The following is a 15,797-nucleotide window of genomic DNA, read 5'->3' on the forward strand; positions in this document are numbered from 1 at the left end:
AAATTAACGTCCGGTTACGTGAATTTCATCATCAGTGGATACGCGCTTGCCGATATCCCTGAGCTGCGAAAATTTCTCAAGAAGCTGCGGTGCGTCATCGAGGCTCGTCGCGAACATCCACATGTAGGTCATCACGGAGTAAATATGTCCGGCAGTGATGCCGGTTGAGCGCGTCATCCAGACGATGGTCAGCGTAAAAAGCGCGGCAACGAGCACGCCAACCCATAAATAACCCCACGCCTCGCGGTCAGATAATGCGATACGTAAACGCGCCAGCGTGGAGTAATGTCGGTGAAGCGTGGCCGTGCCCGCCTTATGGACATAATCCACTTCTTTTTCCAGCCGATTATTCAGGCGCATGAACAGCCATTCATTTTTACGGGCATATCCTGAGACAAATCCGAGCAGAATAAATACAAACGAAAAGCACATGACGCCGGCCCAAAATTCAATAAACAACAACATGATTGCGGCACCAAAAAGTGAGCTCAGTGACGTAATAAGCAGAGGAAGGTGCATTTCAAAGAAAACCACATATTCGCGCGAGAGCGTTACCCTGGCGGCGATCGCCGAATGGTTAAGCTGATATTTGCGCTGTGCCAGGACGACGGAAACCGCGAGTCCGGCATAAATGCGTGCAAACGTGCGCGTGTCTACGCTTCGTCTGGCCGCACCGATGAACCACATGCAAAGCACCATCAGGCCATACAGCGCGGCGTTAAGCGTCTCACCGGCGAGGATGGCATTTATCGCGATGCCAGCCAGAACGGGATAAAGTAAAAACGTCACGTTTTCGGCCACCACCAGGAAAAAAGTGACAACCAGTTTTTTCCGGTGCCGTATCGCGAGTTTTTTTAGCGAGTGCATCACTCCGGCAGGTTCAGAAGAACGAAGATTATTACGGTTCATCATTATGGATAAGTTTTATCAGATGTTTTAGGTGAGTTATTTTTGCGCAAAATAGCGTGATGGAGAGTCTACCGCGCGCCTGTTTAGCGGAAATGGGCGGTTGATGGAGGCTGTGTGGAGCAGCGGCTCAAATCATTCTCATAATAAGGTACAGCGGGGCTCCACCAAAAAAAATGATCAAATAACACTCGTAGTAAAAGATCAAATCCTCGATATCGGGCATCGCGTTTAACAGTACGGTGAACGTAATAATGAGATAGACAAAAATCACCATCAGCCAGAAGGCAACGACGAGCAGCTCGGTCAACGCGCCGGCTTTATTCTGGATTATCAGAGAGACAACTGACAATGCGATGCAGCCATAAATGATCGGTGATGAGAGCAGCGTTGAGGCGACTTTTTCATCCATTTTGTGTACCAGCATCAGCCAGGTATAAAGTAATCCCCAGGACAGCAGCAGGAACAGGGAATATATTCCCAGTTTTTTAGGGGAGAAATATTTAGAAAGTTCCATGTTCATTATTTCAGCCAACTTCATAAAGTCTTTAAGTAACAGGATTAATTTGCAACGCTCACTGCCAAAAGGGTTATGCCCCAATAGCGATTTTGAACGGGTATTGTCGAGTCTTTATTGACGGAATGTGTATGCTGTATGGAGAAATAACCGCGCAGGTAAATCAGCCGGGAAATTTTCGCGACTACGGCACTTTTTCCCGGAGGCTGTGTCTTATTGTGCTAAAGATATCTGATAGCGAGCTCAAAGGGATTTTACCCGCGGAGATAAAATGCACAAAAATACGCTGATCCTTGTTGTTGAAGATGAAGACGAAATTGCCGATATACTGATGAGTTACTTAGAGCGTTCGGGAATGAAAACGCTCCGAGCCAGGCAGGGCGAACAGGCCATAGCGCTCAATCGCCTCCATAAACCGGATCTCATATTGCTGGACATTCACCTGCCCGTATGTGACGGCTGGAGCGTACTTACCACGCTTCGTCAGGAAAGCGCTGTCCCCGTCATTATGGTTTCCGCTCTCGATCAGGATGTCGATAAGCTCATGGGGCTGAGGCTGGGTGCGGATGATTACGTGATCAAACCCTTCAACCCTTCTGAAGTTGTCGCACGGGTTGAGGCGGTGCTGCGCAGGACAAAACCCGCGCTTCAGCAGGCAGGTTCCCAGCCGCTCAGAACGCCATTTATTACGGTCTACCCGGATGACTTCTACGTGGAAGTCACCGTGGGGGCAGAAGTTGTCTCCCCGGTATTAACGACGACCGAATTTAAATTGCTCACATACCTGGTGAGATATCCGCGAAAGGTCTGCTCACGCGAAGAGCTACTCAACGCGTGTCTGCCGGAAGGGGATACACTCGACAGAACGGTCGATAGCCACATGAGCAAGTTGCGTAAAAAACTGGAGCTGGCTGGCCTTTACGGTGTTCCCGAGAGCATCAGAGGCATGGGTTACCGGCTTGGGGAAAAGAAATGAACAAAGAGTCTTTCCTGAGTCGTCAGATCTTAACGTATATGCTGTTGCTGACGTTTACTATCATTGCCATCGCCATACTTGGCTCCTGGTTTTTTTACTCCTTTATTCTGGATCACCTCCCGGGCGGCCCTGCTGCGGGCGATGACGAGCAGATGACGATGTGGGACTGGGTATGGATTGGGACCGCGACTACGATCAGTATGATTATTGCCCTCTTTTTCACGGTCAAACTTTCATCGCGGATACTCACCCCGCTAAACGCGGTAGCGTCCAGCCTGAAAAAGATTTCTCAGGGCGATCTGGACGCCAGGGCATTTTGCGCCAGTTCCCGGCTGGGTGAGATCAATCACCTGGTGACGGATTTCAATGAAATGGCGGAAAAATTACAGACGCTGGATATTCAGAGGAAATCCTGGAATGCCGCTATCGCGCATGAGCTGAGAACCCCGGTCACGATCTTACGCGGGCGGCTTCAGGGGTTGGTTGACGGCGTTTTTACCCCGGACCCGGTGCTGTTTAATAATCTTCTCAAACAGACGGAAGGGTTAACCCGCCTGATTGAAGATCTCCGGGTTGTCAGTTCGAATGGCGGGGCGGGATACACGTTATGCCAGTCCAGAACCGATCTAAAAGGGACAATACAGAACGCACTCGATACGTTCATGCCCGAGTTCAGCCGTAAGGCGTTTACCGTCAATACAGACCTGAGGGAGCAGCAGTGCGTATTCGATCCATTACGCATCAATCAGTGTCTGACCGTTTTATTTGATAATGCCTTACACTATTCAACCTCGCGTACGCTCATCGTGAAAAATGGCGTTTCTGATAAAGGCAATTATATCCTTATTCAGGACGGGGGACCGGGCATCCCCAGAGAGTTTCATGATTTCCTGTTTCAACCCTTTCAGCGCGATAATGGCGCCAGACATGTGAACCCGGAAGGCTGTGGCTTGGGCCTGTCGGTGGTAAAAGCCATCATGCTGGCTCATGGTGGCGATGTTACCTATACCTTATCGACGCAAAACCACTCGATATTTAAACTCACCTGGCCCGACTCGTGAGCGTCAGCGGCAGGTCAAATGTGCCTGCCGGCGGTAAATGCCATATTTTTACTAGCTTAGCATCCCATTCCTGCGGGGTAATCGTCAGTTTACCGCGTCTCGGGCTTAAGGTTATTTCACTGAAATAGATTTCATCTTTTTTTAGCATGAGGTCAACGCGGCAGTAGTCAATGCCATCCGCCAGCTCCTGGGATGCCAGCAACGCTTGCCGGAACAAGGCCGGTTCGCCTGGCGCCAACGGTGTATTCGGATATTCCATCTGAAAGGGTTGTAAGTTCCAGTACCTGTCGTAAACGTTGATAAACCCTTTGCCGTTATCATCCGTAAAATCCGCTTCAACATAGTGGGCAACGCCATGAAAGCAATGGATCCTCAGCATTTCGGGCGCTGTGTTCCTGTCTGCATCATCGAAGAGATCGACAAACGGTTCGCAAAGTATTTTTGGCGTAATGTTTTTGTACTGCCATTCGCGCGTGGTGTAGTACATATTTTTCTTTAACGCGAGACTAAGTTTTTTACACGCTTCCCTGACATTAAATTGCGCTTTGTTTGTACATATTATTGTGCTGCCACTGTCATGGTTGCACTTAAGGACGAATTTTTCAGGGAGCGTCGAAAAATCAATCTGTGACACCTTACTGTAGACGCCGAGTAATGGCACCGTTTTGACTCGCGTTGTTCTGGAGATTACGTATTCCCGAACGGCGAGTTTATCGGCAAGCAGGGTATAGACGTTATTGTGGTCATAAACCAGACGATGACATATTTTTTCACTCAACGTCGTGGGGGATTTAATGTCAGGGTGCTTCCCCGATTTTTTCTTGAGCCTCACAGTATGAAAGTACAGGTCTGTCATTAAAAATGAACGACATTTTCTGATGAGATACTCGGTATATTTGAGAATGTAAGTGGCGTTGTTCATTTCTTCTCCTCCGTAATGTCCGGATATTCTGGAGAAGAACTGTTGATGTATTTTGCTGAAAATATGGAGCAGCTGTGGAGATGAAAAAGTTAAGGATTAAACAGCGTATTAAGGCTATTTAATCCTTATTAAGCGGTGCAACGTTTGTTTACCGGTCTTTGCGCCACGCATCGGCTGTCAGTGCTTCACCGAAATGACCGGCTATCAGTCGTTTTGTCAGCTCGTGAAGCGGGGAGGCCATTACATCCGCCGTGCTGCCGCGCTCAACAACTTCCCCCTGGTGCATAACCATCACCTGATCGCTGATGTGTTTCATCATCCCCAGATGCTGGGTGACGTAGATATACGAGATGCCCTGTTTTTCCTGCAGCTCCAGCATCAGGTTAATCAGCTGCGAACGCATCGACATATCCAGCGAGGCAAGCGCTTCGTCAGCAATGATCACTTTCGGGCGCAAAATCAACGCACGCGCCAGACCCAGACGCTGTTTCTGGCCGGGAGCCAGCATATGGGGATAGTAACTTTCGTGATCCGGTAACAGCCCAACCATGCGCAGGGTTTCGAAGATACGCTTGCGGCGCGCCTCGGGCTCCAGGTCGGTGTTCAGACGCAGCGGAAAATCGAGGATCTGCGAAATGCGCTGGCGTGGGTTGAGCGAGGTCGACGGATCCTGGAAGATCATACGAATGCGCTGGCTGCGGAAAGAGTAATCGCCGAACGCCAGCGGATGATCGTCAATCAGCACTTCACCGTCGGTCGGTTCGACCATTCCCGCCAGCATTTTTGCCAGCGTGGATTTGCCGGAACCGTTCTCTCCTATGATCGCCAGGGTCTGTTTTTCACGCAGGGTAAAGCTCAGGGGTTTTACCGCTTCGACCGTCTGACGATGAAACAGCCCCGTACGATAGCGAAAGGTCTTACTCAGGTTGCGGACTTCCAGCAAGGTTTCGACCATTTCACTCTCTCTCCATGTTCAGCGGGAAATGACAGGCGTATAGATGATTTTTGGCCCCGGTCAGGCGTGGCGTCTCGATACATTTACGCTGAGCATAGGGACACCGTGGCCCCAGACGACAGCCTATCGGCAGGGATTCCAGCAGCGGAATCGCCCCTGGCAGAGTATTCAGGCGGCTCTTGTGCGGCATGGCGCTGCCAAAATCCGGAATGGCGCGGATAAGCGCCTGCGTATACGGATGATGCGGCGCGGTGATCAGGTCTTCACTCGGCGCGGTTTCGACCGTTTGCCCGCAGTACATCACATCAATTTTATCCGCCCATTTGCTGAGCATTTGCAGGTCATGGCTGATCAGCAAAATGGTGGTGTTGTTATTCTGGTTGAGACGCGACAGCAGGCGGAAAATTTGCGCTTGCGTTGTGGGCTCCATCGCGTTTGTGGGTTCATCCGCAATCAACAGGCGCGGCTGGTTGGCCAGCGCGATGGCAATCATCACTTTCTGACATTCACCGTCGGTCAGCTCATAGGGGAAGCTGCGCATCGCATCTTTGTGATCTTTGATCCCGACGCGGTGCAGCAGCTCGATGGCGCGACGCTTGCGCCAGCCAATGCGCTGCCACCAGCGGCCTTTATAGGTCCAGCCGGGAATGTTCTGCATCAGCTGTTTGCCCACGCGTTCGGACGGGTCGAGACAGGACTGCGGCTCCTGGAAAATCATCGAGACGTTATGCCCGACCAGCTTACGCCGCTCGCGCGGGGAGAGGCGCAGCAGGTCGATATCATCAAAGCGCATACGGTCTGCGGTCACGCGCCAGTTGTCTTTCGCTACGCCGCAAATGGCCTTGGCAATCAGGCTTTTCCCCGAGCCGGATTCCCCCACCAGCCCGCGAATCTCACCCTCAGCAAGGGTGATGCTGATGCGATCGACGGCTTTAACCCAGCCTTCACCGGTTTTGAATTCGATGGTGAGGTTGCGAATATCAAGAAGCGGCATTATTGCACCCCCGCGTTAATTGCACGGCGAATACCGTCGCCCAGCAGGTTGATTAGCAGCACGCTCACCATAATGGCCGCACCCGGCAGCATCACCGTCCACGGCGCAACGTAGATTAATTCCAGCGCGTCCCCGAGCATCGCGCCCCATTCAGGAGACGGCAACTGCGCGCCGAGGTCGAGGAAGCCAAGCGCAGCGATGTCCAGAATCGCCATCGACAGGGCGCGGGTGATCTCGGTGACCAGCCCGGCGGCAATGTTAGGCAAAACGGCAAACCACAGAATATTGAAGGTCGTTGCGCCGTCCAGACGGGCTGCGACGACATACTCTTTCTCCAGCTCATCATGCACCATGCTGTAAACCGAGCGCACGATGCGGGGCAGAATAGCCAGCCAGACGGCGAACATGGCATGCGACAGGTGCGGACCGGCAAAGGCAACCACAATGATCGCCAGCAGCAGAGAGGGGATCGAGAGCAGCGTATCGAGAATGTGGTTAAGCACCGCCGAACGCAGACCATGGGTGGAGCCCGCAAAAATACCCAGCGCCAGCCCACAGATCGTTGCCGCAAGCGTCACCACAAACGCCCCGCCCACGGTAGGGGCAGCACCGCTCAGCAGGCGGCTTAGCACGTCACGTCCGAGATCGTCCGTTCCCAGGAAGAAGGAGACTTCACCGTAGCGCGACCAGGAAGGCGGCAGCAGCTGATAGCCAAGGAACTGCTGATCGATACCATAAGGCGCAAACCACGAACCAAAAATGCAAAGCACTACCAGACCGGCGCAGCCATAAAGGCCGATCATGGCCGTGGTGTCGCCGTAGAATTTACGCCACACGGTACGCAGCACACCGGGTGTGCGCTTTTCACTGTATACGCTATCGTAAGGCATACCATTCCTTATGCTTCAATGGGTTGGCCATGGCACCCAGAATATCGGACAACACGTTCACAATGATCACCAGCGAACCAATCACCATCACCCCTGCCGAAATCGCCGCGTAGTCCTGCTGGCGGATGGCGTTGATCAGCCACCGTCCCAGCCCGGGCCAGCTAAAGACCATCTCGGTGATCATGGCCAGCGTGAGCATGGTGGAAAACTGTAATCCCAGACGTGGGATTACCGGCGGCAGGGCGTTATGCAGGACGTTGCGACGCAGGATGGTCAGGCGCGACAACCCGCGCGTCGCGGCGGCTTTGACATAGTTCTGGTCAAACACCTCGATGGTACTGAGACGCATCAGGCGGATCACTTCGGTCGTCGGTGCCACCGCCAGGGTCAGCACCGGCAATACCATATGGCGTAGGGCGCTAACGATCATCTCATCGCGCCACACGGAATCGGAGAGCCATGCGTCAACGATCGCAAAGCCCGTCACCGTTTTTACCGTGTAAAGCAGGTCAAAACGGCCTGAGACCGGCAACCAGCCCATGGTCAGCGAGAAGAAAAGCGTCAGCAGCAGCGCCAGCCAAAAGACCGGGATAGAGAAGCCGAGCAGGGCCAGCGCACTGATAAACTTATCCTGCCATTTGTTGCGATAAATGCCGGCCAACATCCCCACGGGAATGCCAACCATCAGGGCAAAGCCGAAGGCCAGAATGCACAGCTCCATCGTGGCCGGGAAGACCTCTTTTAACTGCTCGGAAATCAGCTGTCCGTTAATGCTGGACACGCCAAAATCCCAGTGCAGCAGACCGTTAAACCAGAAGAGCCAGGCATCCCACAGGGAAGAGCCCTGGAGCGGGGCATGCGGCGTGAAATAGCTCAGGCTGAAGCCGACAAAGTTCAGGAAAAAGAGCGTCACCAGCAGCAACAGGAGCCGACGTAAGGTAAAAATAATCATGGTTTTTTCACCTCTTGTTCTTTTTCACGCGACACACCGGCGAACGAGGCGTTGCCGAAAGGACTCAGCACCAGGCCTTTAATATCATAACGATAGGCCTGCAGACGCAGGGAGGAGGCCAGCGGCAACACCGGCAGCTCCTGCGCGAGGATCTTCTGCGCTTCATCATAGGCGTCGATGCGGGAAGCCAGCTGTTGGGAAGCAAGCGCTTTTTGCAGCACGGCGTCAAACTCCCGGTGACACCAGTGGGCGTAGTTGGTCTGCGAGTTTATCGCCGCACAGCTTAGCAACGGACGGAAGAAACTGTCCGGATCGTTACTGTCGGTGGCCCAGCCGGTCAGGGTTAAATCATGATTCATATCCATCAGGCGCGCCTCCTGGAAACGGCCCTCTACCGGTACGATGATCACCTTCACGCCGACCTGCGCCATATCCGCCTGCAGCAGCTCGGCGGTCTTGAGCGGGCTCGGGTTCCACGCCTGGGAACTGGTGGGCACCCAAAGTTGCAGCGTGAGGTTTTCCGCGCCCAGCGCCTTCAGCTGTTCGCGCGCTTTTGCCGGATTGTATTCCGTAATTTTAGCCTCACCGTCGTAGGCCCACGAGGCGCGCGGTAAAATTGAGGCGGCGGTTTCCGCTGTGCCGTAGTAGATCGAGTGCATCAGGCGCTGGTTGTTGATCGCCAGCGCCAGCGCATGACGAACGGCAGGGTTATTCAGCGGCGGCTTATCGGTGTTAAAGGCCAGATAAGCGATATTCATGCCGGGACGTAACGTCAGACGCAGGCGCGGGTCGTCGCGCAGAATGGTGAGCTGGCTGGCAGCAGGCCAGGCGAGCACGTCGCACTCCCCGGTGAGCAGTTTTGACAGACGTCCCGTTCCGCCTGAACCCAGATCGACCACCACCTGCGGCATCAGCGGCGTGCCGCGCCAGAAATGTTCGTGGCGCTGCAGACGAATGTATTGCCCGGCGCGGTATTCGGCCAGCTGGAACGGACCGGTGCCGACCGGCTGGCGATCGAGCAGCTCCTGACGATCTTTTTTCGTCAGCTTCGCCGCGTATTCGGCCGACATAACGGACGCATAGTGAGTCGCCAGGTGCCAGAGGAAAGAGGCATCCGGGCGGGTCAGCGTAAATTCAACCGTCCGGTTATCCAGCTTGCGCACGCTCTTAACGGTGTCGGCAAACTGCAGGCTGTCGAAATAGGGGAAGTTGCTGCCGTTGACGTTATGCCATGGGTGATTGCGGTTAAAGATACGCTGGAACGTGAAGACCACATCGTCCGCGTTCAGCTTGCGCGTGGGGGTAAACCACGGCGTGCGCTGAAACGCCACATCATCACGAAGATGAAAACGGTAGGTTGCGCCGTTATCCAGTACTTCCCAGCTCTCCGCCAGCTCGGGGACCAGACGGTAGGTGTAAGGATCGACATCAAGCAGCCGATCGTAAAGCTGGGCGGCGAGGGTATCCACAATCAGGCCGCTGCCCGCTTTTTGCGGGTTGAAGGTGTCCACCTGGCCGCTGACGCAATAGACGAAGCCGCTGTCTCGAATGTCAGGCTGCGGCGTTTGCCCGGGCGCAGCAAAGGCCAGGCTGCTGAACAGACCGAGTGCAAAAAAGGACGATAAAACCAGACGCATAATTTTTAAGGTTTTTAGGTTCGATCTGCAAAGTGTATCGCACTTACGCCTGCTTCGTAAAAATGTCTGCGGGTAAGTGCTGATATTGTCAGCGCATTTGATGCTTTTTGAGCAATGCCCTTAACTGATGGTAGGTCAGGCCCAGCAGTTCAGCTGCCCGTTTCTGGTTATATTTTGCTGCCTTCAGGCTTTGTTCCAGCAGCTGTTGCTCCTGGTCGTGCTGGAACTGACGTAAATCCAGGGGAAGGGTGGGCGCATCGGCCGACAACGACGGAGTGGGTACCGGGGGGGCGCTGCGCTGAAAAGGATCGATAATAATGTTGTCCAGCTCCGTCTCGCTGCTGGCGTGGCGATAGACGGAACGCTCGACGACGTTTTTCAGCTCGCGGATATTTCCCGGCCAGTGATAAGCAAGCAGCGTCTCCCGGGCATAGTCGCTAAAGCCGGGGAACAGTGGCAGACCCAGTTCACGGCACATCTGGATAGCAAACTGTTCTGCCAGCAGCATGATGTCGCTTTGCCGCTCGCGCAGCGGGGGAAGCTGAACGACGTCAAAAGCCAGCCGGTCAAGCAGATCGGCACGGAATTTTTCCTCCGCGACCCTTTCCGGCAGGTTGGCGTTGGTGGCACAGACCAGGCGCACATTGACCTGCAGCGGCTGGCTGCCGCCGACACGCTCCAGCTCGCCGTACTCAATCACGCGCAGCAGTTTTTCCTGCACCAGCATCGGCGCGGTGGCCAGTTCGTCGAGAAACAGTGTGCCGCCGTCGGCGCGTTCAAAGCGTCCGGGATGGCGCTTCTGGGCGCCGGTAAACGCGCCCGCTTCATGGCCGAAGAGCTCGCTGTCGAGCAAATTTTCATTGAGCGCCGCGCAGTTAAGGGAAATGAAGGGGCCATCCCAGCGCCCGGACAAATAATGCAGACGGTTGGCTATCAGCTCCTTTCCGGTTCCGCGTTCACCGATGATGAGCACCGGTTTATTGAGCGGCGCAAGGCGGGAGACCTGTTCCAGCACTTCCAGAAAATTGTTGGCTTCACCGAGTAAATTGTCTTTGTATCCAGGCATGATGAAATTAACCACTCCTTAGCGATATTCACCAGGTAAGCATAGTTGCGCGCTGCCTGAAAAGCAATCAGACTCATAAAAATCAATAAGATAAAAGTTGGCACGGGTTTTGAATTATCTGTACAGCAGGGCATCGCCCGATTACAGAACTATGAGGATTCGATTATGGGTATTTTTTCTCGTTTTGCCGACATCGTGAACGCCAACATCAACTCGCTGCTTGAGAAAGCGGAAGATCCGCAGAAACTGGTACGCCTGATGATTCAGGAGATGGAAGACACGCTGGTAGAAGTGCGTTCTACCTCCGCCCGTGCGCTGGCGGAGAAAAAACAGCTTACGCGTCGTATTGAGCAGGCTACCGCTCAGCTGAACGAATGGCAGGAGAAAGCGGAGCTCGCGCTGCGTAAGGACAAAGAAGATCTGGCCCGTGCGGCGTTGATTGAAAAACAGAAGCTTGCAGAGCTGGTGGCGACTCTTGAGCATGAAGTGACGCTGGTGGATGACACGCTCAGCCGAATGAAGAAAGAGATCGGTGAGCTTGAAAACAAACTGAGCGAAACGCGGGCGCGTCAGCAGGCGCTGACTTTGCGTCACCAGGCGGCGAGCTCTTCCCGCGACGTGCGTCGTCAACTGGACAGCGGCAAACTGGATGAGGCGATGGCGCGTTTTGAATCGTTTGAACGTCGTATCGACCAGATGGAAGCGGAAGCCGAAAGCCACAGCATCGGCAAGCAGAAGTCGCTGGATCAACAGTTCGCCGATCTGAAAGCCGATGATGAAATCAGCGAGCAACTGGCGGCACTGAAAGCCAAAATGAAGCAAGATAACCAATAATAATGCCTGCGGCACCTGAGCGTGCCGCCTCGTAAGACAAGGAGTACACATGAGCGCGCTTTTTCTGGCTATTCCCCTGACTATTTTCGTGCTGTTCGTATTGCCGATATGGCTCTGGCTGCACTACAGCAACCGTTCTTCACGGGGCGAACTTTCCCAGAGTGAACAACAGCGTCTGGCACAGCTCTCTGAAGAGGCAAACAGAATGCGCGAACGCATTCAGGCGCTGGAAGCCATTCTCGATGCCGAACACCCAAACTGGAGGGATCGTTAATGTCTGGACTGAATCTGAACAAAAAGTTGTGGCGTATTCCGCAGCAGGGCATGGTGCGAGGCGTCTGTGCCGGGCTGGCCCATTATCTTGATGTCCCGGTAAAACTGGTCCGCGTGGTCACCGTGCTGTCGATCTTCTTCGGTCTGGCATTTATTACCCTGGTGGCGTACATCATTCTGTCGTTTGTTCTTGACCCGATGCCGGAAGGGGAACTGGCTGCGGAAGGTGCTCCCACCAGCAGCGATCTCCTCAATGCTGTGGATGAGCAACTCGCCGCCGGTGAGAAGCGGTTACGGGAAATGGAACGTTATGTCACATCCGATACGTTTACGCTGAGAAGTCGTTTCCGTCAGCTTTAAGAGAGAAAAGAGATGAAACAACACTGGCAACAGGCCGGTCAGAAGGTAAAACCCGGCCTGAAAATCGCAGGTAAGCTGGTCCTGATGACCGCGTTACGTTACGGGCCGGCTGGGGTAGCGGGGTGGGCGATTAAATCGGTTGCCCGCAAGCCGGTCAGAATGGTGCTGGCCGTGGCACTCGAACCGCTGTTGCAAAACGTTGCAAAACGGCTTTCACGCCGTTATTTCACCCGGTAATGTCCCCTCGCGTTGGCCTTTCTCTTTCGTGAGCAGGGCTGGCGACAGTTAACGCTATTTTCGCTTTTCCCCATCCTTTCTTTGCGGCAGCTCACAATACTGCGTTGAGCTGCTTTGCAGTGCCCTTTTTCAGCCTCCCGGTCCGTTGACAGATATTTTCCATGGGAGTAGATTGCCATCCGTGGGACCGCTACCATGGAAAATAAAGTGAACGCAAAAATTAAAGAACTTATTAATCGTATTTACGGGGAAATGTTTTCTGATGCCCAGCTCAATGCGCTACTGGAAAATATCGGAAAGGCCGCTTCTGTTATTACGGAAACGCGTAAAACGAGTTGGGATGAAAATGATGTTGTCCTGATTACCTATGCCGATCAGTTTTCGGCAGAAGGGGAGAAGGCACTTCCTGTTTTTACACGTTTTTATAATAAATGGCTTTCTGCTTCTTTTTCTCACGTCCATCTTTTACCTTTTTATCCATGGTCTTCGGACGACGGTTTTTCTGTCATTGATTATCATGAAGTTGCACCTGAAACAGGAGCATGGCGAGACGTTGCCGAATTAAAACAGTCAACCAGTTTGATGTTTGATTTTGTCTGTAACCACATGTCAGCCAAAAGCAAATGGTTTGCTAATTATCTTAAACAAACCCCAGGGTACGACGATTTCTTTATTGCTGTCGATCCTCAAACTGACCTCTCCGCCGTAACGCGTCCGCGCGCATTACCGCTTCTTACACCTTTCACGCTTCATGATGGCAGCGTACGCCACCTGTGGACCAACTTCAGTGACGACCAGGTCGATCTCAATTTCGCCTCGCCACAGGTGCTGATTGCGATGGTTGACGTGCTGCTGCATTACCTGATTGAAGGGGCGCGTTACATCCGGCTGGATGCCGTTGGGTTTATGTGGAAAACGCCCGGAACATGTTGCATCCACCTTGAACAAACGCATCTCCTCATTCAGCTCTTCCGCGCCATTACCGACGTCGTTGCACCTGGCACGGTGATCATCACGGAGACCAACGTTCCGCATCAAGACAACATCTCTTACTTTGGCAACGGTGAAAATGAAGCGCAGATGGTTTACCAGTTCTCGCTGCCTCCGCTGGTACTGCATGCGGTTCATAGTCAGGATGTTCGTGTTCTCAGTGAGTGGGCTGCGTCGCTAACGCTGCCCTCCACGAACACCACCTGGTTCAACTTCCTGGCCTCGCATGACGGGATTGGCCTTAATCCGTTACGGGGAATTTTACCCGAATCAGAGATCCTCTCCCTGGTTGAAAAACTTCAGCACGAAGGGGCGCTGGTTAACTGGAAAAATAACCCGGATGGTACCCGAAGTCCTTATGAAATTAACGTAACCTATCTGGATGCATTAAGTACGCGTGATTGTAATGATAATCAACGCGTGGCCCGCTTTATTCTGGCGCACGCCGTGCTGTTAAGTTTTCCGGGTGTGCCTGCGGTTTATATTCAAAGTATTCTGGGTTCGCGTAATGATTATGAAGGGGTCAAGCGCCTGGGATACAACCGTGCGATTAATCGAGAGAAATATGTTGCAGGCCAAATTGATGGCGCGTTGGAAAATAAAAACAGTTTGCGATATCAGGTCTATTCCGCGTTAAGCCGGTTAATTGCGCTGCGACGGATGGAAAAAGCATTTCATCCTGACAGTGAGGCGTATTTTAGTACATCCGGGAGCGCTATTTTAAAAATCACTCGCGTTGCGGCGTCGGGTGAAAAGATAACCGCAATATTTAATTTCAGCGAACGTACACAAACGGTGCAATCCGATATTTCAGTTGGCAGGGATTTGATCGCCGGAAATGCTATTACCGATACAACGCTAACCCTTACTCCATGGCAGGTGTTGTGGATTAAAGAAAACTAAAAAAGGACCTTAAACATGAAAATGCCCCGAATTGTGCTGATCTCAGCACTGGTTTCGTGCGCCTTGTTATCAGGGTGCAAGGATGACAAACCCTCTGCTGTCACCATCGAGTTTATGCACTCGTCGGTTGAGCAGGAGCGTCAGGCGGTTATTACGAAACTGATCGAAAAATTCGAGAAAGAGAACCCCGGCATTACCGTAAAACAGGTGCCGGTAGAAGAAGATGCCTATAACACCAAAGTGATTACGCTGGCCAGAACCGGCGCGCTGCCCGAAGTGATTGAAGTCAGCCACGACTACGCGAAGGTGATGGACAAGGAACAACTGCTGGATCGCAAGGCGATCGGCGAAGCCATCAAGGCGGTCGGTGAAAACACCTTCTATGACGGCATCTTGCGCGTTGTTCGTACGGAAGACGGTTCTGCATGGACGGGGGTGCCGATCAGCGCCTGGTTGTCCGGTGTCTGGTACCACAAAGATGTGCTTGCCGCGGCGGGTATTGACGAGCCGCATAACTGGAAACAGTTGCTTAACGCCAGCCAGCGCCTGAACGACCCGGCCAGGAAACATTACGGCATTGCGCTGCCAACCGCAGAAAGCGTGATGACCGAGCAGGCATTCTCGCAGTTTGCACTTTCCGGTGGCGCGAACGTTTTTGATGCAAAAGGGAATATCAATATCGATACCCCTGAAATGGCGGGCGCTCTGGCGTTTTATAAAGCGCTGGCCGCGAACACCATGCCTGGCTCAAACGATGTCATGGAGATCAAAGATGCCTTCATGAACGGTTCTGCTCCCATGGCCGTTTACTCCACCTACATCCTGCCGGCGGTCTTTAAAGACGGAAACCCGGCCAACCTCGGCTTTGTTGTGCCAACAGAAAAGTCGTCTGCCGTCTACGGCATGGTCACCTCCCTGACGATCACCGCCGGTCAGACTGAAGACGAAACGAAAGCCGCAGAGAAGTTTGTCACCTGGATGGAACAGGCTCAACAGGCAACGGACTGGGTAATGATGTCGCCCGGCGCGGCATTGCCGGTGAACAAACTGGTCGTCGGCACCGATACCTGGAAAAACAATGATGTGATCAAAGCCTTTGGGCAACTGCCTTACGAACTGATCGCGCAGTTCCCGAATGTCCAGGTGTTTGGCGCCGTGGGGGACAAAAACTTCACTCGCATGGGGGATGTGACGGGGTCCGGGATTATCAGTTCCATGGTGCATAACGTCACGGTGGGGCAACACGATCTCCGCGCGACGTTGAGCAGCAGCCAGAAGCAACTGACTGACCTGATGTCACAACGATAGGAGCGCTTTGCGGAAG

At 53.2% G+C, this 15,797-nt stretch carries 17 protein-coding genes; 8 read left to right on the forward strand and 9 right to left on the reverse strand.

The genetic code is table 11. From position 1 onward, the window contains the following. Nucleotides 1-3: 3 nt before the first annotated feature. Both GM298_RS00370 and GM298_RS00375 read right to left on the reverse strand, forming a co-directional pair. Nucleotides 4-912, reverse strand: a complete 909-nt coding sequence (locus GM298_RS00370; protein WP_266153249.1) for an ABC transporter six-transmembrane domain-containing protein — start codon at nt 910-912, stop codon at nt 4-6. Nucleotides 913-1,036: 124 nt separating this feature from the next. Next, nucleotides 1,037-1,423 carry a hypothetical protein gene (locus tag GM298_RS00375; protein WP_045285958.1) on the reverse strand — a complete coding sequence of 129 codons (387 nt, stop codon included), beginning with the start codon at nt 1,421-1,423 and terminating at the stop codon, nt 1,037-1,039. 271 nt (nt 1,424-1,694) lie between these two features. Between GM298_RS00375 and GM298_RS00380 the strand changes: the two genes are divergently transcribed. Both GM298_RS00380 and GM298_RS00385 read left to right on the forward strand, forming a co-directional pair. Next, the gene (locus tag GM298_RS00380; RefSeq protein WP_025756601.1) at nt 1,695-2,399 is read left to right on the forward strand and encodes a response regulator; all 705 of its coding nucleotides are present in this window, start codon (nt 1,695-1,697) and stop codon (nt 2,397-2,399) included. Then, nucleotides 2,396-3,460: an ATP-binding protein gene (locus GM298_RS00385; RefSeq protein ID WP_266153250.1), complete on the forward strand. Its 1,065-nt coding sequence runs from the start codon at nt 2,396-2,398 to the stop codon at nt 3,458-3,460. Before GM298_RS00380 ends, GM298_RS00385 begins: the two co-directional genes overlap by 4 nt. On the opposite strand, the gene GM298_RS00390 is transcribed toward GM298_RS00385, so the two are convergent. The 7 genes from GM298_RS00390 to pspF form a co-directional block, all read right to left on the reverse strand. Beyond that, on the reverse strand, nt 3,441-4,382 hold the full coding sequence (locus tag GM298_RS00390; RefSeq protein WP_266153251.1) for an ATP-grasp fold amidoligase family protein: 942 nt from the start codon (nt 4,380-4,382) through the stop codon (nt 3,441-3,443). The two genes, GM298_RS00385 and GM298_RS00390, sit on opposite strands and share 20 nt — an antisense overlap. 148 nt (nt 4,383-4,530) lie before the next feature. Then, complete coding sequence (sapF, locus tag GM298_RS00395; RefSeq protein WP_266153252.1) at nt 4,531-5,337, reverse strand: putrescine export ABC transporter ATP-binding protein SapF; 807 nt, start codon at nt 5,335-5,337, stop codon at nt 4,531-4,533. 1 nt (nt 5,338) lies between these two features. Next, on the reverse strand, nt 5,339-6,331 hold the full coding sequence (gene sapD, locus GM298_RS00400) for a putrescine export ABC transporter ATP-binding protein SapD (RefSeq protein WP_025756605.1): 993 nt from the start codon (nt 6,329-6,331) through the stop codon (nt 5,339-5,341). Next, nucleotides 6,331-7,221 carry a putrescine export ABC transporter permease SapC gene (gene sapC / locus GM298_RS00405; protein ID WP_025756606.1) on the reverse strand — a complete coding sequence of 297 codons (891 nt, stop codon included), beginning with the start codon at nt 7,219-7,221 and terminating at the stop codon, nt 6,331-6,333. The genes sapD and sapC overlap by 1 nt, the downstream gene beginning before the upstream one ends. Continuing rightward, nucleotides 7,208-8,173, reverse strand: coding sequence for a putrescine export ABC transporter permease SapB (gene sapB, locus GM298_RS00410; protein WP_045285954.1), 966 nt, complete (start codon nt 8,171-8,173; stop codon nt 7,208-7,210). Before sapB ends, sapC begins: the two co-directional genes overlap by 14 nt. Further along, nucleotides 8,170-9,810: an ABC transporter substrate-binding protein SapA gene (gene sapA, locus GM298_RS00415; protein WP_266153254.1), complete on the reverse strand. Its 1,641-nt coding sequence runs from the start codon at nt 9,808-9,810 to the stop codon at nt 8,170-8,172. The genes sapB and sapA overlap by 4 nt, the downstream gene beginning before the upstream one ends. Before the next feature lie 88 nt (nt 9,811-9,898). Continuing rightward, entirely contained in the window at nt 9,899-10,876 is a 978-nt protein-coding gene (gene pspF, locus GM298_RS00420; protein WP_266153255.1) for a phage shock protein operon transcriptional activator, read from the reverse strand. A gap of 165 nt (nt 10,877-11,041) precedes the next feature. Between pspF and pspA the strand changes: the two genes are divergently transcribed. The 6 genes from pspA (at nt 11,042) to GM298_RS00450 (ending at nt 15,781) form a co-directional block, all read left to right on the forward strand. Beyond that, nucleotides 11,042-11,710 (forward strand): phage shock protein PspA, encoded by a 669-nt coding sequence (gene pspA, locus GM298_RS00425; RefSeq protein ID WP_025756610.1) that lies wholly within the window; start codon nt 11,042-11,044, stop codon nt 11,708-11,710. A gap of 49 nt (nt 11,711-11,759) precedes the next feature. Next, nucleotides 11,760-11,984 (forward strand): envelope stress response membrane protein PspB, encoded by a 225-nt coding sequence (gene pspB / locus GM298_RS00430; protein ID WP_025756611.1) that lies wholly within the window; start codon nt 11,760-11,762, stop codon nt 11,982-11,984. Continuing rightward, entirely contained in the window at nt 11,984-12,343 is a 360-nt protein-coding gene (gene pspC, locus GM298_RS00435) for an envelope stress response membrane protein PspC (RefSeq protein ID WP_025756612.1), read from the forward strand. The genes pspB and pspC overlap by 1 nt, the downstream gene beginning before the upstream one ends. A gap of 12 nt (nt 12,344-12,355) precedes the next feature. Further along, nucleotides 12,356-12,580, forward strand: coding sequence for a phage shock protein PspD (pspD, locus tag GM298_RS00440; protein WP_047958810.1), 225 nt, complete (start codon nt 12,356-12,358; stop codon nt 12,578-12,580). Nucleotides 12,581-12,775: 195 nt separating this feature from the next. Next, on the forward strand, nt 12,776-14,473 hold the full coding sequence (locus GM298_RS00445) for a sugar phosphorylase (RefSeq protein ID WP_323138395.1): 1,698 nt from the start codon (nt 12,776-12,778) through the stop codon (nt 14,471-14,473). Between the two features lie 15 nt (nt 14,474-14,488). After that, nucleotides 14,489-15,781 carry an ABC transporter substrate-binding protein gene (locus tag GM298_RS00450; protein WP_225287692.1) on the forward strand — a complete coding sequence of 431 codons (1,293 nt, stop codon included), beginning with the start codon at nt 14,489-14,491 and terminating at the stop codon, nt 15,779-15,781. Nucleotides 15,782-15,797 lie beyond the last annotated feature (16 nt).

Source organism: Enterobacter sp. HSTU-ASh6 (assembly GCF_026319105.1).
Classification (GTDB): Bacteria; Pseudomonadota; Gammaproteobacteria; order Enterobacterales; family Enterobacteriaceae; genus Enterobacter; species Enterobacter sichuanensis.